General features: G+C 68.3%; 14 protein-coding genes. 10 read left to right on the top strand and 4 right to left on the bottom strand.

Annotation, left to right across the window (positions count from 1 at the left end; genetic code table 11):
• The first annotated feature begins 14 nt into the window (after positions 1-14).
• The 8 genes from BLV63_RS19040 (at position 15) to BLV63_RS08605 (ending at position 11,505) form a co-directional block, all read left to right on the top strand.
• Complete coding sequence (locus tag BLV63_RS19040; RefSeq protein ID WP_279590586.1) at positions 15-1,097, top strand: quaternary amine ABC transporter ATP-binding protein; 1,083 nt, start codon at positions 15-17, stop codon at positions 1,095-1,097.
• A complete protein-coding gene (locus BLV63_RS08635) occupies positions 1,094-3,142 on the top strand; it encodes an ABC transporter permease (RefSeq protein ID WP_066210628.1) in 2,049 nt (682 codons plus the stop codon). The genes BLV63_RS19040 and BLV63_RS08635 overlap by 4 nt, the downstream gene beginning before the upstream one ends.
• A gap of 14 nt (positions 3,143-3,156) precedes the next feature.
• A complete protein-coding gene (locus tag BLV63_RS08630) occupies positions 3,157-4,146 on the top strand; it encodes an ABC transporter substrate-binding protein (protein ID WP_066210630.1) in 990 nt (329 codons plus the stop codon).
• Positions 4,147-4,216: 70 nt separating this feature from the next.
• Positions 4,217-5,434 carry a formaldehyde dehydrogenase, glutathione-independent gene (fdhA, locus tag BLV63_RS08625; protein WP_066210632.1) on the top strand — a complete coding sequence of 406 codons (1,218 nt, stop codon included), beginning with the start codon at positions 4,217-4,219 and terminating at the stop codon, positions 5,432-5,434.
• A gap of 185 nt (positions 5,435-5,619) precedes the next feature.
• Positions 5,620-6,204: a TetR/AcrR family transcriptional regulator gene (locus BLV63_RS08620; RefSeq protein ID WP_066210634.1), complete on the top strand. Its 585-nt coding sequence runs from the start codon at positions 5,620-5,622 to the stop codon at positions 6,202-6,204.
• A 241-nt stretch (positions 6,205-6,445) separates the two neighbouring features.
• Positions 6,446-8,152 carry a choline dehydrogenase gene (gene betA / locus BLV63_RS08615; protein WP_066210636.1) on the top strand — a complete coding sequence of 569 codons (1,707 nt, stop codon included), beginning with the start codon at positions 6,446-6,448 and terminating at the stop codon, positions 8,150-8,152.
• A gap of 4 nt (positions 8,153-8,156) precedes the next feature.
• Entirely contained in the window at positions 8,157-9,662 is a 1,506-nt protein-coding gene (locus BLV63_RS08610) for an aldehyde dehydrogenase family protein (RefSeq protein WP_066210639.1), read from the top strand.
• 136 nt (positions 9,663-9,798) lie between these two features.
• A complete protein-coding gene (locus tag BLV63_RS08605) occupies positions 9,799-11,505 on the top strand; it encodes an APC family permease (RefSeq protein WP_082723987.1) in 1,707 nt (568 codons plus the stop codon).
• Positions 11,506-11,915: 410 nt separating this feature from the next.
• Here BLV63_RS08605 and BLV63_RS08600 read toward each other — a convergent pair whose 3' ends face one another.
• From BLV63_RS08600 to BLV63_RS08585, 4 genes are read right to left on the bottom strand one after another with little or no spacing between them, the layout of a single operon-like run.
• Entirely contained in the window at positions 11,916-14,423 is a 2,508-nt protein-coding gene (locus tag BLV63_RS08600; RefSeq protein ID WP_066210641.1) for a GcvT family protein, read from the bottom strand.
• 25 nt (positions 14,424-14,448) lie between these two features.
• Positions 14,449-15,372, bottom strand: coding sequence for a formyltetrahydrofolate deformylase (gene purU / locus BLV63_RS08595; RefSeq protein WP_074784167.1), 924 nt, complete (start codon positions 15,370-15,372; stop codon positions 14,449-14,451).
• A 54-nt stretch (positions 15,373-15,426) separates the two neighbouring features.
• Complete coding sequence (locus BLV63_RS08590; RefSeq protein ID WP_066210644.1) at positions 15,427-16,821, bottom strand: ferredoxin reductase; 1,395 nt, start codon at positions 16,819-16,821, stop codon at positions 15,427-15,429.
• Positions 16,818-18,122, bottom strand: coding sequence for an aromatic ring-hydroxylating oxygenase subunit alpha (locus BLV63_RS08585; RefSeq protein WP_066210645.1), 1,305 nt, complete (start codon positions 18,120-18,122; stop codon positions 16,818-16,820). Before BLV63_RS08585 ends, BLV63_RS08590 begins: the two co-directional genes overlap by 4 nt.
• A gap of 122 nt (positions 18,123-18,244) precedes the next feature.
• Between BLV63_RS08585 and BLV63_RS08580 the strand changes: the two genes are divergently transcribed.
• A complete protein-coding gene (locus tag BLV63_RS08580; protein WP_066210647.1) occupies positions 18,245-19,174 on the top strand; it encodes a LysR family transcriptional regulator in 930 nt (309 codons plus the stop codon).
• Positions 19,175-19,267: 93 nt separating this feature from the next.
• A complete protein-coding gene (locus BLV63_RS08575) occupies positions 19,268-20,806 on the top strand; it encodes a S53 family peptidase (RefSeq protein WP_066210649.1) in 1,539 nt (512 codons plus the stop codon).
• Positions 20,807-20,867 lie beyond the last annotated feature (61 nt).

Genomic DNA, 20,867 nt, shown 5'->3' with positions numbered 1-20,867 from the left:
CTAAGGAGAACGACGTGAACACTGTGGCCACCGCGGAACCATCCTCTGCCGGAAGATCCGCCCCAGCCCCTGAAGACACCGCTCTCCGTGTGGAAGGACTGTGGAAGATCTTCGGCCCCAAGGCGGACAAGATCATGGGCACTGCGCAGGCCGATCTCAGCCGGCAAGAACTCCTCAGCCAGACCGGATGTCTCGCCGCCGTGAAGGACATCTCCTTCGAGGTCGCCCGCGGCGAGGTGTTCGTCATCATGGGACTCTCGGGTTCCGGCAAATCGACCCTCGTCCGCCTCCTGACCCGGCTCATCGAACCGACGGCCGGCCGTGTCACGATCAACGGCGAGGACGTCACCCAGGCGAGCACGACGAAGCTCCGGACGCTGCGCCGCAAACACATGTCGATGGTGTTCCAGCAGTTCGGCCTCCTGCCCCACCGGAAGGTCATCGACAACGTCGCCTACGGGCTGGAGGTCCGCGGTGAGTCCAAGGCGGTCCGCCAGGCACGGGCCCAGGAGATGGTCGAGCTCGTCGGATTGTCCGGCTATGAGCAGTCCTTCCCCGATCAGCTCTCCGGCGGCATGCAGCAGCGCGTCGGTCTCGCCCGCGCCCTCGCGGTCGACCCGGAGGTCCTCTTCTTCGACGAACCGTTCTCCGCGCTGGACCCCCTGATCCGCCGCGACATGCAGAACGAGGTCGTCCGCCTCCACGAGGAGGTGGGCAAGACCATGGTCTTCATCACCCACGACCTCCAGGAGGCGCTGAAGATCGGGGACCGGATCCTCATCATGCGCGACGGCGAGATCGTCCAGGTGGGCACCCCCGCCGAGGTGGTGGCCAACCCGGCCGACGACTACGTGCGCGACTTCGTCTCCGAAGTGCCCCGTTCGCACGTCCTGACCCTGCGCTACGTGGTCCGGCAGCCGCGCCCCGGCGAAGCGCTGGACGGGCCCATCATGCAGGCCGACCAGGTGGTCCGCTCGGCCGCCGGTCAGGTCCTGCATTCCTCGCTGCCCGTCCGCGTCTTCGACGGCGAGGACTTCCTCGGCGTCGTGGATGACGACGACATCCTGCGCGTGGTCGTGGCCGAGGAAGCCCCGTGAGCACGTCCACGACCGCCCCTGAACGCCCGGCCACGGCGGCCGGAGAGCCCACTGCCGGCGTCGACCAGGCTCCGCCGCTCAGCATCTTCCGGCGGCACTGGCGGAGGACGGTGCTGGTCGCCGTCGTCGTCCTGTGGCTCATCCTCTGGGCCGTGCTGAAGGGCACTCAGACCCTGGAGATCGGCGGCGCGGACAAGACCGACATCCACCTGTGGCTCAACAGCGTCCGGGACGCCTTCGACTCGGCCCGGGACACCTCGGCGTTCTTCCAGTACGTGGTGCAGCCCATCACGAACGGCGTCAACGGCCTCGTCACGGGCCTGCAGAGCCTGTTCAGTCAGGGAAGCGCCACGCGGCCGGTCCCCGAGGTGGGCTGGCTGGGCGTCGTGGCGCTCCTCGCCTGGCTCACCTTCACGTTCGCGGGACTCCGCTCCACGATCCTGGTCACGGTCTGCGTCCTGCTCTTCGGCTTCTTCGGCTACTGGCAGCAGAGCATCGACACCCTGATCGTCACCTTCGTGGCGGTGATCCTCTGCGCGATCGTGGGCCTGCCCCTCGGGATCTGGATGGCCAGGAGCCCGCGGGTGTCCGCCATCTTCACCCCCGTGCTGGACCTGATGCAGACGCTGCCGTCCTTCGCCTACCTCGCGCCGCTGGCCCTGGTGTTCGGCATCGGCCCGGCCGCGGCGATCGTCACGACCATCATCTACTCCCTGCCGCCCCTGGTGCGCATCACCGAACACGGCATCCGGAACGTCTCCCCGACCACCCTCGAGGCCGTGACCTCGATGGGCGGCACCGCCTGGCAGACCCTCGTCAAGGTGCAGCTGCCCATGGCCCGGCGGACGATCGTGGTCGGCATCAACCAGTGCACCATGGCCGCCCTCTCGATGGCGACCATCGCCGCCCTGATCAACGGCCCCGGCCTCGGCCAGCCGGTCCTGCAGTCGCTGCAGTCCCTCGATGTCGGCGGCGCTTTCGTCTCCGGCCTCGCGATCGTCCTCATGGCCGTCATGCTCGACCGCACGACGACGGCGGCCTCCGAACGCTCCGCCGTGGCCGCCCGCTTCCAGAAGCGCTCCCGCTCGGGTCTGATGCCGGGACCGCGCAAGCGCCGCACCCTCGTGACCGCGGGGGCCGTCGTGGCGGCGATCGCCGTCTACCTCTCGCACAACTACCTGGCCCTCGCCAAGTTCCCGTCCTCCCCGGACCTCGGGACCCCGCTCGCCAACGCCATCTCCGCCGCCACGCAGTGGATCGTGTCCACGTTCGCCGGCTTCACCGGCTGGCTCAAGGACACCGTGACGGCGCTCCTTGTGGACCCGTTGCAGTCCCTCCTGGCCCAGTCCCCGTGGTGGGTCATGGTCATCGTCCTGCTGGGAGTCGCCCTGGCCCTCGGCGGTCTGCGGGCCGCCGCGGTGACGCTGGTCTGCGAGGCGGTCATCCTCGGCACCGGGCTCTGGAACGAGAGCATGAAGACCCTGGCCACCACCCTCGTGGCGACCCTGCTGGTCATCATCGCGGCGATGGCACTGGGCGTCTGGATGGGGCGGAGCAAAGTGGTGGACTCGGTCATCCGGCCGGTGCTGGACGCCCTCCAGACCATCCCGTCCTTCGTTTACCTGGTCCCGGCGCTGGCCCTGTTCGGACCCACCCGCTTCACCGCCATCATCGCGGCGTTCTGCTACGGGGTCCCCATCGCCACCAAGCTCGTGGCCGACGGGATCCGGGGAGTCTCCCCCGTCACGGTGGAGGCGTCCGAGTCCATGGGCACCACGTCCTGGCAGATGATCTCCAAGGTCCAGCTGCCCATGTCCCGCTCCGCCGTCGTGCTCGCCGCTAATCAGGGCCTCCTCTACGTGCTGTCCATGGTCGTGGTCGGCGGCCTCGTGGGCGGCGGTGGGCTCGGGTACCTCGTGGTGGCCGGCTTCTCGCAGTCCCAGCTCTTCGGCAAGGGTCTGGCCGCCGGCATCTCGATCACCGCACTGGGCGTCATGCTCGACCGCATCACCAAATACACCGCGGCCCGTCTGGGCCGGGTCTGACAAAGGAAAATGCCATGAAGAAAACGAATCACCAGCGTGGGGGCGCAGCACGCTTGAGGAACACGGCCCTCGCCGCGGTCTTCATGACGGGCCTGCTCGGACTCACGGCCTGCGGCGGGGACATCTCCTCGGCGGGTTCCTCGTCCGGAGCGGCCGCGGCGTGCGGCGCCTTCAACGTCGCCGTGAACCCCTGGGTGGGCTATGAGGCCGACGCTTATGTGGTCGGCACCGTCGCCAAGGAGAAGCTCGGCTGCACCGTCAACTACAAGACCCTGAAAGAGGAAGTCGCGTGGCAGGGCTTCGGCAGCGGTGAGGTCGACGTCGTCCTGGAGAACTGGGGCCACCCCGAGCTGACGGACAAGTACATCAAGCAGCAGAAGACCGCGGTGGACGCCGGACCCACCGGCAACACCGGCGTGATCGGCTGGTACGTGCCGCCATGGATGGCCAAGCAGTACCCGGACATCACGGACTACAAGAACCTCAACAAGTACGCCGATCTCTTCAAGACCTCGGAGTCCGGCGGCAAGGGACAGCTGCTCGACGGCGACCCCTCCTATGTCACGAATGACGAGGCCCTGGTCAAGAATCTGAACCTGAACTTCAAGGTGGTCTACGCGGGCAGCGAGCCCGCCCTGATCCAGGCCTTCCGTCAGGCGGAGCAGAAGCACACCCCGCTCCTCGGCTACTTCTACGAGCCCCAGTGGTTCCTCAACGAGGTGCCGCTGGTGAAGGTCAACCTGCCCGCCTACACGGCAGGCTGCGACGCCGACGCCGCGAAGGTGGCCTGTGACTACCCGAAGTACGAGCTGAACAAGATCGCTTCGAGCAAGTTCGCCTCCTCCGGGAGCCCGGCCTACAAGCTGGTGAAGAACTTCACGTGGACCAACGCGGACCAGAACGCCGTCGCCGGCTACATCGCGAAGGACGGCATGAGCCCGGAGGCCGCGGCCAAGAAGTGGATCGACGCCAACCCGGACAAGGTGGCGGCCTGGCTCAAGTAAACGTCCCCGGGGTGGAGCCGTCCGCGGCTCCGCCCCGGGTTCGCCACATCAACAGAATGGAGAGCAGCGCATGTCAGGAAACAGAGCAGTAGCCTACAAAGCGCCCGGAGTCGTGGAGGTCATCGACACCGAGTACCCGACGTTCGAATTGAAGGACGGGCCGGGGGTCAACCCGCTCAACGTGGGCCGCAAGGTCCCGCACGGTGCGATCCTGCGGACCGTCACCACGAACATCTGCGGCTCGGACCAGCACATGGTCCGCGGACGCACCACGGCTCCCCAGGACCTCGTCCTGGGTCATGAGATCACGGGCGAGGTGATCGAGGTGGGGCCCGACGTCGAGTTCCTCAAGGTCGGCGACATCGTCTCGGTCCCGTTCAACATCTCCTGCGGCCGCTGCCGCAACTGCAAGGAGCGCAAGACGGGCATCTGTCTGAACGTGAACCCCGACCGCCCCGGCAGCGCCTACGGCTACGTGGACATGGGCGGCTGGGTCGGGGGCCAGGCCGAGTACGTCCTGGTCCCCTACGCCGACTGGAACCTGCTGAAGTTCCCGGACCGGGACCAGGCCCTGGAGAAGATCATGGATTTGACCATGCTCTCCGACATCTTCCCCACCGGATTCCACGGCGCCGTGACGGCAGGCGTGGGCGTGGGGTCCACCGTCTACATCGCCGGCGCCGGACCGGTGGGTCTCGCGGCAGCCGCCGGGGCGCAGCTGCTGGGCGCCGCCGTCGTGATCGTCGGCGACATGAATGAGGACCGCCTGGCGCAGGCCCGCTCTTTCGGGTGCGAGACCGTGAACGTCGGGGCGGGTGATCCCCGCGACCAGATCGAACAGCTGCTCGGGGTCCCGGAAGTGGACTGCGGCATCGACGCCGTGGGCTTCGAGGCCCGGGGGCACGGCAAGGACGCCTCCCACGAAGCGCCGGCGACCGTGCTCAACTCGCTCATGGACCTGACGGCCGCCGGCGGCGCGCTGGGCATCCCCGGACTCTACGTCACGGGCGACCCGGGCGGCATCGACGAGGCCGCCCAGCGGGGGTCCCTCTCGCTGTCGCTCGGCACCGGCTGGGCGAAGTCGCTCTCCTTCACCACGGGTCAGTGCCCGGTCATGAAGTACAACCGCCAGCTCATGATGGCGATCCTTCACGACAAGGTGCAGATCGCCAAGGCGGTCAACGCCCAGGCGATCCCCCTGGAGGACGCCCCGCGCGGTTATGCCGAGTTCGACGCCGGGGCCGCCACCAAGTACGTGCTGGATCCGAACGGCTACGTGCGGAACTGACACGAGGCGCCTGCGCGCACGGGCCCACTCCCCCGCGGGTGTGCCCGTGCGCGCCTGTCCCGAGCCCTCCCGGCGAGATCCGGGAGGGCTCTCTCCGCGTGCCCGGCGTCGCGCCCGGCGTCGTGCGGAGACCCGCGGAAAGCCGGTGGATGCGCCTCCGGGGAGTTTCGCCATAGTCTGTCCGAGTGGAACCCAGCACAGTGAATTCCCGGCAGCAGGTGGACCGCCAGTCCCGCATTCTGGATGCGGTGCTGGAGCTGCTCTCGCGCCATGGCATCTCGGGGGTCAATATGCGAGCGGTGGCGCGGGAGGCCGGCGTCGCGCTCGGACTCGTGAACTACTACTACGCGGACAAGCCCAGTCTCATCCGCGCGGTGCTCGGCCGGATCAGTGAAAGCGATCTGCGGCTGGTCGCCCCGGATCCCGAGGCGTCCCCCGACGAACAGCTCCGCACGGCGCTGCGGCGCGTCGCGGCGCCGGAGATCCTGACCACCCAGTACCTCTCCCTGCGTCTCCACCTCTGGGCCCTCGCCCAGGCCGACGAGGAGTTCGCCGCCATCAACGCCGAAGCGTTCGACCGGTATCTCGACGGGCTGGCCGAGCTGATCTCCAAGGCGAAGCCCACGCTCACGCCGGCGCAGTGCAAAGACCGGGCGGCCGACGTCGTCGTGGTGCAGAACGGCATGTGGCTCACGTCGCTGCTGGGCATCGATCCGTCCTCCATCGAGCGGAGCATCCTCCGCACGGAAGAGATCGCTTTCGCCGACTGAGCGGCGTTCCTCCCCCTCTCCACGCCAATGTGACGAGGCTTTTTCTCCCTGCCCGCAGCGCCCTCATCCGCGCCTGAACAGGCCCGACAGGCACCGGCCCGCACCCCTTTGAACAAATGTCCAAACTGGGTCTTGAACGTTTGTTCAAGCTCCGCTAACCTCGAAAATATGACCCGCGTCACACCGGCGTGGGTCGCGCGGAGCAGACGCCGTGCTTCCGCTCGAGGTGCAAGGAGACTTCATGAGCAACAGCAGCTACGACTACGTGATCGTGGGCGGAGGAAGCGCCGGCTCCGTGCTGGCCAACCGCCTGAGCGAGGGCGGCACCCGCAGCGTGCTGGTCCTGGAAGCGGGCCGCAGTGATTACCCCTGGGACCTGTTCATCCAGATGCCCGCGGCCCTGACCTTCCCCAGCGGCAACCCGTTCTACGACTGGCGCTACGAATCGGACCCCGAACCCCACATGGGCGGCCGTCGCGTGGCCCATGCCCGCGGCAAGGTCCTCGGCGGTTCCAGCTCCATCAACGGCATGATCTTCCAGCGCGGCAACCCCCTGGACTATGAGCGCTGGGGCGCCGACGCCGGGATGGAGACCTGGGACTACGCCCACTGTCTGCCTTACTTCCGCCGCATGGAGACCACCCTCGCAGCGGACCCGGACGACGAGTTCCGCGGCCACGACGGACCCCTCGTCCTGGAACGCGGCCCGGCCACCAACCCCCTCTTCGGCGCGTTCTTCCAGGCCGCCCAGCAGGCCGGATTCCCTCTCACCGACGACGTCAACGGCTACCGCCAGGAGGGTTTCGCCCCCTTCGACCGCAACGTCCACAAGGGCCAGCGCCTCTCCGCCTCCCGCGCCTACCTCCGTCCGAACCGCGGCCGCCCGAACCTGACCGTGCAGACCCGTGCGTTCGTCACCAAGGTCAACTTCACGGGCGACACCGCCACGGGCGTCACCTACCGCCACAACGGCAAGACGCACACCGTCAACGCCGGCGAGGTGATCCTGTCCGGTGGCGCCATCAACACCCCGCAGCTGCTGCAGCTCTCCGGCGTGGGCGACGCGCAGCACCTCCGGAACTTCGGCATCAAGTCCGTGATCAACCTCCCCGGCGTCGGCGAGAACCTGCAGGATCACCTCGAGGTCTACATCCAGCACGCCTGCACCCAGCCCGTCTCCATGCAGCCCGCGCTCGACGTCTGGCGCATGCCGTTCATCGGTCTGCAGTGGCTCCTCGGCCGGAAGGGTCCCGCGGCCACCAACCACTTCGAGGGCGGCGGTTTCGTCCGGTCCAACGAGGACGTGGCCTACCCCAACCTCATGTTCCACTTCCTGCCGGTGGCGGTGCGCTACGACGGCCAGAAGGCCGAGGCCAAGCACGGCTACCAGGTCCACATCGGCCCCATGTACTCCGACGCCCGGGGCAGTCTGAAGATCCGCTCCTCGGACCCGACCGTGCACCCGTCCATGATCTTCAACTACCTGTCGACCGATCAGGACCGCCGCGAATGGGTGGAAGCCGTCCGCATCTCCCGCGACATCCTCGGCCAGTCCGCCATGTCCCCCTACAACGGCGGCGAGATCTCCCCCGGCCCCTCGGTCCAGACCGATCAGGAGATCCTCGACTGGGTGGCCAAGGACGCCGAGACGGCCCTCCACCCGTCGTGCACCGCCAAGATGGGTCCGGCCTCGGATCCGATGGCCGTCGTGGATCCGCTCACCATGCGCGTGCACGGCACCAAGGGCCTGCGCGTCGTGGACGCCTCCGCCATGCCGTACGTGACCAACGGGAACATCTACGCCCCGGTGATGATGCTGGCCGAGCGAGCCGCGGACCTCATCCTGGGCAAGGAGCCGCTCGCCGCGCAGCACACCGAGTTCTATCGCCACGGCGTCTCCCCACTCGAACGGGACCAGTCCGCCAACGGCCAGCCAGTGAAGGGTTGAGAAGATGACCGTGACACCCACCGAGACGAAGACCATCCGGGGCCTGTACATCGACGGGTCCTGGCAGCAGGCCGCCGACGGCGGGACCACCACCGTGCGCTGTCCGGCGGACGGGCAGGAGGTCGCCGTCGTCGTGTCAGCCACCGTCGAGGACGCCGAGCGGGCGATCGCCAGCGCGCGCAACGCCTTCGACGAGGGCCCGTGGCGCCACAAGACCGACATCGAACGCGGCGAGGTCCTCCTGAAGATCGCGAGCCTGCTCGAACGCGACAAGGCCGCGTATGCGCGGGCCGAAGCCCTGGACACGGGCAAGCGCCTGGTCGAGGCCGAGTACGACATCGACGACATCGCCTCCTGTTTCCGGTACTACGGCAAGATCGCGGGCCTCGACGCCGGCCGCGTGATCGACACCGGACTGCCGAACGCCATCAGCCGCGTGGTCTACGAACCGCTCGGCGTCTGCGCCCTCATCGCGCCGTGGAACTACCCGCTGCTGCAGGCCGCCTGGAAGGTCGCCCCGGCGCTCGTGGCAGGCAACTCGTTCGTGCTCAAGCCCAGCGAGCTGACCCCCTCGACGTCCATCCTGCTCATGGAGACGCTGGCTGAAGCCGGCGTCCCGGCCGGCGTCGCGAACCTGGTCACGGGAAGCGGCTCCAAGGTCGGACCGGTGCTGAGCTCCGATCCGCGGGTGGACCTCGTCTCCATGACGGGAAGCCTGGCCACCGGCCAGACCATCATGGCGTCCGCGGCCGAGACCGTGAAGCGCATCGCCTTCGAACTCGGCGGGAAGAACCCGAACGTCGTGTTCGCCGACGCCGACTGGGACGCGGCACTGGACAACGCCCTGACCGCGGTGTTCCTGCACTCCGGTCAGGTCTGCTCGGCCGGCGCCCGGCTCGTGGTCGAGGAGAGCATCGCGGACCGCTTCGTCGCCGGGATCGTGGAGCGCGCTCAGAAGATCCGGATGGGCGGCCCGTTCGACGCCGATGCCGAGACCGGTCCGCTCATCTCCGCGAAGCACCGCGACCAGGTCCACGCCTACGTCCAGGCGGGCATCGCCGAAGGGGCCGAGCTGCTCTGCGGCGGCTTCATCCCCGACGACGGTCCGCTCGCCGACGGCTACTTCTACCCGCCCACCGTGCTCGGCAACTGCCGCTCGGGTATGAGCGTGCTGCAGGAGGAGTCCTTCGGCCCCGTGCTGACCGTTGAGACCTTCCGCACCGAGGCCGAGGCGGTGGCGATCGCCAACGACACCGAGTACGGCCTGGCGGGCGCGGTGTGGACCTCGGACGCGTCGAAGGCGCAGCGGGTCGCCGGCGCTCTGCGGCACGGGACCATCTGGATCAACGACTACCACCCCTACGTCCCCCAGGCCGAGTGGGGCGGGTTCGGCAAGTCGGGCATCGGCCGGGAACTCGGACGCGCCGGGCTCAACGAGTACCGCGAGGCCAAGCACATCTGGCAGAACATCCAGCCCGCACCCAGCGGTTGGTTCGGCTCCTCCGACTGAGCAGCGCCCACCGGCAGAACAGCAGCATCCGGTATTCCACGATCCGGCCGGGCGTGCAACGACGCGCGCCTGATCGGTTCCGCCGCCCCGTCTCCGGGGCGGCGGAACCGACGGGTCACCTGAACGAGGAGCACAGATGTCAGAAACACGCACCGCCACCGGTCCCGGCAAGACCGCCGACAGCAGCGGGATGGATGAGTTCGGCTACGCCCAGACTCTCGACCGCAGCATCGGGAAATTCGCCAGTTTCGCCGCAGGAGTCAGTTACATCTCCATCCTGACCGGCGTCTTCCAGCTTTTCTATTTCGGTTTCTCCACCGCCGGACCGGCGTACGCCTGGTCCTGGCCCATCGTCTTCGTCGGCCAGCTCATGGTCGCACTCTGCTTCGCGGAACTCGCCGGCCGGTATCCGGTGGCCGGTTCGGTGTACAACTGGGCCAAGAGGCTCAGCAGCGGCACCCCCTCCTGGCTGGCCGGCTGGCTGCTCCTGATCTCCTCGATCATGGCGCTCGGGTCCGTCGCCCTGGCCCTGCAGATCACCCTGCCGCAGCTGTGGAGCGGCTTCCAGTTCATCGGCGACGGTTCCGGCCCCTACGACTTCGCGATCAACGGCGTGGTCCTGGCCACCGGCATGATCGTCGTCTCCACGCTGATCAACGCGTTCGGCGTGAAACTCATGACCAAGATCAACAGCATCGGCGTCTTCGTCGAGCTCATCGCCGCCGTGCTCCTGGTCGCCGCCCTCTTCTGGCACGTGAACAACGGCCCCGAGGTCCTGCTGGACACCCGCGGTTTCGGCGAAGGCAAGCCGATGGGCTTCTTCGGGGTGTTCCTCATCGCGGCGATGGCCTCGGGCTATGTCATGTACGGCTTCGACACCGCCTCGTCCCTGGGCGAGGAGACGAAGGATCCCAAGAAGACCGCGCCCAAGGCGATCATCCGCGCCGTCACGGCGTCCTTCCTGCTCGGCGGCCTGCTGCTGTTCGGCGGCATCCTCGCGGCGCCGGATCTGAACGACCCGAAGCTGGGCTCCCCCGACGGCGGGCTGCAGCACATCGTGCTGTCCGTGCTGGGCGGCCCCTTCGGGAAGGCGTTCCTGGTCTGCATCGTGGTCGCCGTCGTCGTGTGCACGCTCGCGGTGCACGCCGCCGCCATCCGCATGATGTTCGCCATGGCCCGCGACAACAACCTCCCGTTCAGCCGCCAGCTGAGCAAGGTGGATCCGGTCCGCAAGACGCCCACGGTGGCCGCCATCGTGATCGGCGTGCTGGCGATCATCCCGCTGCTGGTGAACATCACCCAGCCGGCCATCTTCACCATCCTGTCCAGCATCAGCATCGTGCTGATCTACCTGTCGTATCTGCTGGTCACCGCGCCGATGCTCCGTCGTCGCTTCCAGAAGCGATGGCCGCTGAAGGACGACGGCACCGAGGTCGGTTTCAGCCTCGGAAAATGGGGCCTTCCCGTGAACATCCTGGCGGTGCTGTGGGGCGGGGCGATGACGCTCAACCTCGTGTGGCCACGCCAGGAGATCTACAACTCCGTCCCGCCGTTCGAGTGGTACTTCCAGTGGGGCGGGGTGATGTTCGTGGTCGGGGTGATCGTCATCGGCACGCTGCTCTACCGGCTGAAGCTCCGGCATCAGACGGGTGTCCTCGCCGAGCACGCCGCGGCGGCAGAGGCTCCGGAGGTCCCGGCGGATGCCGCCGACGGGACCGGCGCCGCGGAAGCCGGCGACCTGGCCCTTCAGCCGTGCCCCGTGCATCACCGCCACCATCGGCGAGCGCCGGCCCTCAGCGGCGCCGGAACCGCCCGCTGTCCTTACGAGCCGCAGGGAAACTAGCGCCGTCACCTCGGCGCAGGTTCCAGGACGAGCCCGGCTGGTCATCGACCGGCCGGGCTCTTCCGTGCCCTCTCCCGGCTGAGGATCAGTGTTTCCCACGGACGGTGCACACCCGGGGCCAGTATCCGTCGGAAGAGGCACCCCGCCGGGGGGGGCACCCGTGGACGGCGCCGTCCACCGTCTTCCCCGGGCTGAGGTTCTTTCCCCCGCAGCTGGAGCACCGGCGAAAGACCACAGGCCAGGGGGTTCCCGCGGGGACGGCCCGGCCACTCGGCGACCAGCTCCTCCCGCACGGTCCACCCTTCTCCCCCGGCGGTCCATCTCCCGCGGAAGCACAGTCCAGACACGACACAGCTCCGCCCCGGCCACGGAGTGCGTGACCGGGGCGGAGCTGTAGGGGGTGACTCGGATCAGCCGCGGATGCGCTCCATCGAAGGGTCGTAGAGCGGCTCCGCCGTCACGGTGGCGGGGATCCGCTCACCGAAGTACTCGATCTCCACCCGGTCGCCGATGCCGACGGCGGTGGGCAGCCAGGCGTAGGCGATCGGGCGGTGGATCGAGAAGCCGTACGCGGCACTCGTGACGTACCCGGAGGCTTCGCCGTCGACGTACACGGGCTCCTTGCCCAGCACCACCGAGCGACCGTCGTCGATCGTGAGGCAGCGCAGCGTCTTCTCCGCCGGCTGCTCCTTGCGCTCGGCGAGCGCCTCGGCGCCGGTGAAGCCCACCTTGTCCTTGGCCACGGAGAAGCCGAGACCCGCCTGGTACGGGTGGTGCTCGGTGTTCATGTCCGTGCCCCAGAGACGGTATCCCTTCTCCAGACGGAGGCTGTTGAAGGCGCCACGTCCGGCGGCGATGATGCCGAACTCCTGGCCCGCTTCGAACAGCAGGTCCCAGAGCTTCAGCCCGTACTCGGCGCTCGTGTAGAGCTCCCAGCCGAGTTCGCCGACGTAGGACAGGCGCATCGCGGTGACCGGGATGCCGCCCACGGAGATCTCCTTGGCGCGGAAGTACTTCAGGCCGTCGTTGCTCAGATCGTCATCGCTGACCTTGCCGATCACCTCGCGGGCCAGAGGACCCCACAAGCCGATGCAGCAGGTGCTCCCGGTGATGTCGCTGACGTGGGCCCACTGCGACGGGTCCGCGGCGGACTGCCGGCGGGCCTCCGCCCGCAGGTAGTCGAAGTCCACGTTGCTGTTGACGCCGAGCTGAAAGCGCTCGTCCTCGAGCCGGGCCACGGTCACATCGCTGCGGATGCCGCCGTCGTGCTCCAGGAGCAGACAGTACGTGACCGCGCCCGGCTTCTTGGTGATGTTGCCGGTGCTCAGGCGGTGCAGCAGCGCCTCGGCGCCCGGGCCGACCACCTCGAGGCGCTTGAGCGGCGTCATGTCATACAGCGCGACGGCGGTGCGCGTCTTCCACGCTTCGGCGGCGGAGATGGGCGAATGGAACATGCCGGACCAGGACTCGCGCTCCGGTGCCTGCCACTCGTCGGGGAGCTCTTCGAGGAGCCCGCGGTTCGCCTCGAACCAGTGCGGGCGTTCCCAGGCGGAGGCCTCCAGGAAGAAGGCACCCAGTTCCTTCTGGCGGACGTGGAACGGGCTCACGCGCAGGTCCCGCGGGGATTCCTTGGGCTGGAGCGGGTGCAGGATGTCGTAGATCTCGACGAAGTTCTGCTGCGAGGTCTCCGAGACGTAGTCGTCGGAGGTCTGCACCTTTTCGAAGCGGGTGAGCTCCGTGCCGTGCAGATCCGTGCGGGAACGGCCCTCGATGAGGAGTTCAGCCACGGCCTTCGCGACGCCGGCGGAGTGGGTCACCCAGACCGCCTCGGCGACGAAGAAGCCGCTCAGGTCCGGGTGCTCGCCGATGAGCGGGCCTCCGTCGGGGGTGAAGGAGAAGATCCCGTTGAAACCGTCCTCGATCTCCGCGTTCCGCAGTGCCGGGAGCAGGTCCTGGCTGTCCTCCCAGGCCGGGAGGAAGTCCTCCAGCGTGAAGTCCAGGCGCGACGGCATCTTGTGATCGGACATCTCCTCGGCGGAGACCTGCGGCAGCCGGGTCATGTCGACGGGCATCGGGCGGTGGGCGTAGCTGCCGATGCCGATGCGGTCGCCCCATTCGCGGTAGTAGAGGTCTTTGTCCTGGTAGCGCAGGATCGGCTTGCTCGCGCCCTTGGGCAGCTCGTTGACCCCTTCCAGTTCGGGCAGCGGCGTCGTGACGGCGTACTGGTGCCCGAGCGGCAGCAGCGGCACTTCAAGCCCGACCATCTTGCCCAGCTCGCGGCCCCAGAACCCGGCGCAGGACACCACGATGTCGGCGGGGATCAGGCCTGCGTCCGTCTCGACGCCGGTGACCTTGCCGCCGTCGCGGGCGATGCCGGTCACGGTGGTGGAGCCGCGGAACTCGACGCCGCGCTCGCTCGCGCGTTCGATGAGCAGCTGCACGGCACGGGCCGCGAGCGCGAGACCGTCACTCGGGATGAGCAGGCCGCCGAGGATCTCGTGGCCGTCGCTCAGAGCGCCCGTGGTCAGCAGGGGGTAGTGCTTCTCGCACTCGTCGGCGTCGATGATGCGGCTCTCGACGCCCCAGGAGGTCATGAGCCCCATCTTGCGGTGGAGGTCCTTCAGCCGCTCCGGCGTCGTGGCCAGCTCGAGGCCGCCCACCTGGTTGAAGCAGGACTGGCCGTCCTTGCTCAGACCCAGGAGCTTCTCCACCGTGTAGGTGGCGAACTGGGTCATGGTCCGGGAACCGTTGTTCTGGAACACCAGGCCCGGCGCATGGGAGGTCGATCCGCCCGCCAGCTCGAGGGGCCCCTGCTCGACGACCGTGACGTTCGTCCAGCCGCGACTGGAGAGTTCGTCCGCGAGGTTGGTGCCGACGATGCCGGCGCCGATGATGACGACTCGTGGTGATGTGCTCATCTTCTTGTGTTTCTCCTGGTTCGCGTCAGCGGAAAACGACGGTTCGGGTGTTGTTCAGCAGGACCCGGTGCTGGCAGTGCCACTGCACGGCCCGGGACAGGGCCTGGGACTCGGCGTCCCGGCCGACGGTGGCGAGGGCGTTCGCATCCAGGCTGTGGTCCACCCGGAACACCTCCTGCTCGATGATCGGGCCTTCGTCCAGATCCGCCGTGACGTAGTGCGCGGTGGCCCCGATGAGCTTCACCCCGCGGTCGTAGGCCTGGTGGTACGGCTTGGCGCCCTTGAAGCCCGGGAGGAACGAGTGGTGGATGTTGATCGCCCGGCCGCGCAGGGTCTGGGTGAGACCGTCGGAGAGGACCTGCATGTAGCGGGCCAGCACCACCAGATCGGCCTGATACTCCTCCACGAGTTCCAGCAGCCGCGCCTCGGCCTGGGGCTTGGTGTCGGCGGTGATCGGCACGTGGATGAACGGCAGACCCGCGGCCTCCGCCATGGCCCGCAGGTCCTCATGGTTGGACACCACGACGGCGATCTCCGCCCCCAGGCTCCCGGCTCGCCACCGGAAGATGAGGTCGTTGAGGCAGTGGCCGAACTTGGACACCATCACCAGCAGGCGCTGCGGCTTGCCGTCGTGGATGGTGAAATCCATGCCGAATTCCTTGGCCACGGCGGCGAACTCCGCGCTGAGGCCTTCGACGGTGACATCCTCGTCGCCGGAGGTGAAGGCCGTGCGCAGGAACAGCTTGCCGCTGACCTGGTCGTCGAATTGCTGGTGCTCGATGATGTCGAAGCCACGGTCCGCCAGGAAGGCGGTGATGGCCCGGACGATCCCGGGCCGTTCCGGACAGGCGAGGGTGAGGACATACTGGGCCGTGCTGGTCTTGGCGGGGTTGGTGAGGTTTTCGGCGGTCGCCTCGCCGGCGGTGCGGCTTTCAAGAACAACGGTCACGATCTACTCCTGGATCTTGAGACGTGCTGAGGGTGACAGGGGGTGACGGAGAGGTCAGGCGTCGATGACCAGGTCGGTCTTCGCCGTCGAGCAGCAGGGCAGGAACTTCCCGGCGGCGATCTCCCGCGCCCGGATCCCGCCCTGGTGGTTCATGTCGACGTCGCCGGAGAGCTTGACGACCTTGCAGGAGCCGCACATGCCTTCCTTGCAGTTGGCGCCGATCCTCACCCCGGCGCGCTGCGCCACCTCGAGGATGTGCTCGCTGGGGTCGATCCGGACATTGACCCCGGTGCGGAGGAAGGACAGGGTGAGGCTTCCGGCGCCCACCGTGGTGAAGCCGGACGGGTCAGGGGCGCCCGGTGCGGGCGCCGCCTCGGCGTCGGGTGCCGCCGTGCCCGCGGCTTCCAGCGGCAGCCCCGTGGCGTCGAGCGTGCCGTCCTCGTCGTAGCCGGGTTCGTAGATCCCGAACGCGGCCGGCTGGCTCTCGAAGTACTCCTCGGGGGATTCCGCGATCTCCTCGGCGATCTCCTCCGCGATGTCCGAGGCCAGCGCGATCTCCTGCTGGTACTCCAGCAGCGTCTGGCGGTTCCCGGTGAAGAACTCCATGTAGATCGAGGTGTCGTCCACCCCGACCTTCCTCAGGAGCTCCGTCGCGGTGTTCAGATATCCCTCCGGTCCGCAGGCGTACACCTGCCGGCCGTTGGCGTCGGGGGCGACCTCGTCGATCATCGCCGCGCTGAGCCGCCCGCGCAGGCCCTGCCATCCCTCCGGGACGCCCCGGTCGCCGAGCGAGTAATGGACACGGATCCGCGAATCCACGGAGGCGATGTGGTCCAGTTCCCGCTGGAAGGCGAAGCCGTCGGCTTCCGCGCCGTGATAGAGCACGACGACGTCGGCCTGGCCGGGCAACGAGTGAATGGTGCGGACCATGGACATGATGGGAGTGATGCCCGCTCCCGCGGCCAGCAGGAGATAGCGGGCACGGCGGTCCGCATCCGGCAGATGGAACGCGCCGACCGGCCCGAGCATGTCCAGCACGGTGCCGGGCCTGACGTTCTCGTGGATCCACGGCGAGACCGCGCCGGCGGCATCCCTCTTCACGGAAAAGCTGAAGGTCCACGGCTGGGTGGGTGAGCTGGACAACGAGTAGCTGCGGTCCACTGGATCCTCGTCGTCCCCGTTCACCGGGAAGGCGATGTTGACGTACTGGCCCGCACGGAACGCGAGCGGCGCCCCGTCGCCACGGCGGAAGACGAAGGTCATCAGACCGCCCGCCTCGGGGATGATCTCGACGCACTCGGCCATGAACTCCTGCGGGTGCCACGGTCCCAGCGCCCGGGCGGCCCGGGCGGGGGTCTCGGCGCCGCCCATCACCCGGTTCCAGGGCATCTCCAGGCCGCGGATGCGCTGGGGTTCCCGGACCACCTGCTGCGTGAGGACTTCGGTCATGCCAGGTGCTCCTGCACGCGGTGCACGTACCAGTTGATGAACGCCTCCACCTGGTACTCGCTCTTCATGTACGGGCCGGGTTCGTAGGCGGGGCTCGCGGCGCCCTGCTGGCAGAGTTCCACGAACGCCTTGTCCTGGATGTTGGTCTGCTTCCAGGTGTAGGTGAGCTTGTCCAGGTCGTAGTCGACGCCTTCCACGGCGTCATCGGCCACCAGCCAGGTGGTGCGGACGAGCGTCTGGTGCTCGTTGATCGGGAACACGCCGAACGTGATGACGTGGTCGCTCATGAAGTGGAACCAGCAGTTGGGCTGGAGGTGCATCGAGCAACGGCCCAGGCGGAAATCGCGCAGGTCGCCGAGGAGCTTCTTGGACAGCCGGCGGCCGTCGGCGGAGAACGACTCGCCGTCGCCGTCGAGGGCCTCACGGGAGATGCGGATGCCGGCGATGCGGGTGTCGAGCTCCTCCACCACCTGGTGCGGGAGTCCGTATCGGTCGCAGCGCGCTTCGAGGTCCGACTGGGCCACCTTGTTGCGCTCCCAGACCTCCTCGAGGTGGGTGGGGATGAGCCCCTCCGTCAGACCCCAGGTGGGGAACAGGGAGCAGGCGAGCTCGGGGTGCCCGTCGCAGTGGTAGCACTCACGGTTGTTCTCCATGACGAGCTTCCAGTTGCCCTCTTCGATGATGTTCTGCTGGTAGGCAATCTTCGTCTTGGCCAGCTCGTGAGGCGCCAGGTACGGCTCGAAGATTTTGGCGGTCTCGTAGAAGTCGGTGGGCGGTTCGGCCGCGAGACACACGAAGATGAGCCCGGCGACCTCGAGGCCGTGGGCCTTCTTGAGCGCGAAGCAGTTCTTGTCGAACTTGGCCTCGCCGGGCGCGGAGGCATGGATCAGGTTGCCCTCGGGCGAGTACGTCCACGAGTGGTACCCGCAGACCAGGTTGCCGGTCTGCCCCGCGGCCTTGGTGAGCACGCGGGCGCCGCGATGGCGGCAGACGTTGTGCAGGACGTTCACGCCGCCGTCGTCGTTGCGCAGGACGATCAGGGAGTAGGGGCCGTAATCAACCGTCACATAGTCCCCCGGCTCCGGCAGTTCCGCCGTGCTCGCGGCGAAGATCCAGTGCTGCCCGAAGATGGCTTCCATGTCCAGCTTGAAGATCGTGGGGTCCGTGTAGAACGGGGCATCGAGTGAATATCCGGTGCGCCGGAACTCGAACAAGGCGGAGATCTCGGCCAGCTGCTCCACGGGCAGTGTGGCGGCGAGTCGTCCGCGCGAGCTGAGGGGAGCGTTCGCTGGAGCGGTCATGGGTTTCCTCCCGGGGAGACACGAGGGGCGAGGTGCGCGACAGGCTTGTCATGATGAGATTAGGGTCACATTCCACGCAGAAAAAGCGCGAGATTTTGCGAATATCCATGCAGAATTAGCGCATGATCGATGTCAGGCTCATCACACTCCGCGTCTTCGGCCAATGCGGCACCATCGGCGCCACCGCGGAGCTCACGGGCTACTCCCCCTCGGCGGTCTCCGCACAGCTTCGCGAGCTGCAGCGCGTCCTCGGAATGCAGCTGCTCACCAAGGATGGACGCGGCCTCCGCCTGACGACCACGGGCCGCATCCTCGTCGCCGGCTCGGACGCCCTGATCGCGGAGTGGGAACGCCTGCGCGCGGCCGCCATGGAGGCCGGGGACCAGGTTCAGTCCCACTTCGGCCTGGGAGGATTCTCGACGGCGGCGGCCCACCTGCTCGCCCCGCTCGCCGCGACGCTGCGGTCCACGCGGCCCCTCGTGGACGTCCAGGTGCTCGAAGCCGACCCGGCCCGATGCTTCGACCTCCTGGTCGCGGAGCGGATCGATCTGGCGGTCATCATCGCGATGCAGTCGGAGGCTCAGGAGGAGGACCAGCGCTTCGAGAAGACCGTTCTGCTGGATGATCCGCTGGACGTGATCGTCCCCGCCGATCATCCTCTGGCGTCGCGGGACGTCGTGACGCTCGAGGAGCTGGCCTCGGAACCGTGGATCACGGAGGCCGTCGGCTCCACCTACCACTCGCTCTTCACGGCGGCATTCACGGCGGTCGGCGTGACACCCCGGATCGCTCACGAGGCCTCCGAGTGGGAGACGATGATCGCCTTCGTCGGCGCGGGCCTCGGCGTCGGCCTGCTGCCACGGCTGGCGCCGTTGCGCGGCGCCGAGAACGTCGTGCGGCTGCGGATCACGGGCAAGGGGCGGCCCTCGCGCCGGATCATCGCCGTCGCCCGCCGGGGCAGCCTCGGTTCGCCGTTGATCCAGGAATCGCTCGGCATCCTGCAGGCCAGCGCCCATCAGATCCTCACCGCCCGCCTGGACGAGGAGGACTGAGCGCCGCGCCGTCGAGGGGCCTTTACCCTGTCAGTCGGCACGGAGATACTGGCAACGGGGATCCGTGGTGAACCGACGATGTCTGGAGGACCGATGGCCGGAGTGAACGAACCCTACAACGCACGGGAAGACGGCATTCCCCTGAAGAGCTCCGCCCGGGCGGTCGTGCCCGGCGTGAAGCTGCACGGCCCGACGGACGGCGCCAGCCGTCTGGAGATCACGGTGGTCCTGCGGCGCAGGACGGAACTGCCGTCCGCTGCGGCGGACGGCCATCTGACGGCCGCCGAACTGGCATCGGAGTACGGGGCGTCCGACGACGACGTGCGGCTCGCCACCGAGGTCTTCACCCGGCTGGGTGCGGACGTGGTGGAGTCGGACCCTGCGTCTCGGCGTCTGCGGCTGTCCGGCACGGTGGAGCAGCTGAGCAGCATCTTCGGCACCACGCTGGAGGATGCGACCAGCACCGCGCCGGACGGCGCCACGGTGCACTACCGTCACCGGCTGGGTGAACTGAGGATCCCCGCCGAGCTGAACGGCATCGTGATCGCCGTGCTCGGCCTGGATGACCGCCCGCAGGCCCGCGCCCACTTCCGCATGCTCCCCCGCACGACGGCGGGAACCAGCTACAGTCCCGTGGAGCTCGGCCGCGTGTACGGCTTCCCCGACGGCACCGACGGCTCAGGTCAGACGGTGGCCATCATCGAGCTCGGCGGCGGCTACGCTCAGGCCGATCTCGACGCCTACTTCGCGGGGCTGGGACTCGCCACACCTCAGATCACGTCCATCGGCGTCGACGGCGGCGCGAACCAGGGCGGGAACGACCCACAAGGTGCGGATGGCGAGGTCCTGCTGGACATCGAGGTGGTCGGGGCTCTGGCGCCGAAGGCTGCGATCCAGGTGTACTTCGCCCCCAACACGGACGCCGGCTTCCTGGACGCCGTGGTCGCCGCGACGAAGGCCGCTCCGTGTGCCATCAGCATCAGCTGGGGCCAGAGCGAGGACCAGTGGACGGCCCAGGCCCGCGACGCCTTCGATCAGGCCCTCGCCGATGCCGCTGCGCTCGGCATCACCACGACCGTGGCCGCCGGGGACCGTGGCAGCAGCGACGGCGCGGCCGACGGAAAGGCTCACGTGGACTTCCCGGCTTCGAGCCCGCACGCCCTGGCCTGCGGCGGGACGAGGCTCGAGGCGGATCCAGCAACCGGCGCGATCCGCTCGGAGACGGTGTGGAACGAGGGCCCCGACTCGGCGACCGGCGGCGGGTACAGCAAGGTCTTCCCCCGGCCGTCCTGGCAGTCGCCGTCGGCCGGGAAGTCCGGGCGCGGCGTGCCGGACGTCAGCGCCGTCGCAGATCCTCAGACGGGCTACCGGATCCGCGTGGACGGCAAGGACATGGTGATCGGCGGCACGAGCGCCGTCGCTCCGCTCTGGGCAGCGCTCATCGCCCGCTTCGCGCAAGCCGGGAACCGGCGTTTCGGGCTCATCCAGCCCTCGCTCTACGCCGTGTCCTCAGGGTTCCGGGACGTGACCGTCGGCGACAACGGCAGCTACCACGCGGGGCCCGGGTGGGACGCCTGCACGGGCTTGGGCACGCCCGACGGCGCCGCGCTTCTGGCGGCGCTGAAAGGGTGACGGCAGCGCCGGGACCACCGCGCCCGGAGACGACACCGCGAAGGTCCGAGAAAGGAATGAC

It is taken from the genome of Arthrobacter woluwensis, assembly GCF_900105345.1.
GTDB lineage: Bacteria > Actinomycetota > Actinomycetes > Actinomycetales > Micrococcaceae > Arthrobacter_E > Arthrobacter_E woluwensis.
This window is presented reverse-complemented; position numbering and strand designations above follow the sequence as displayed.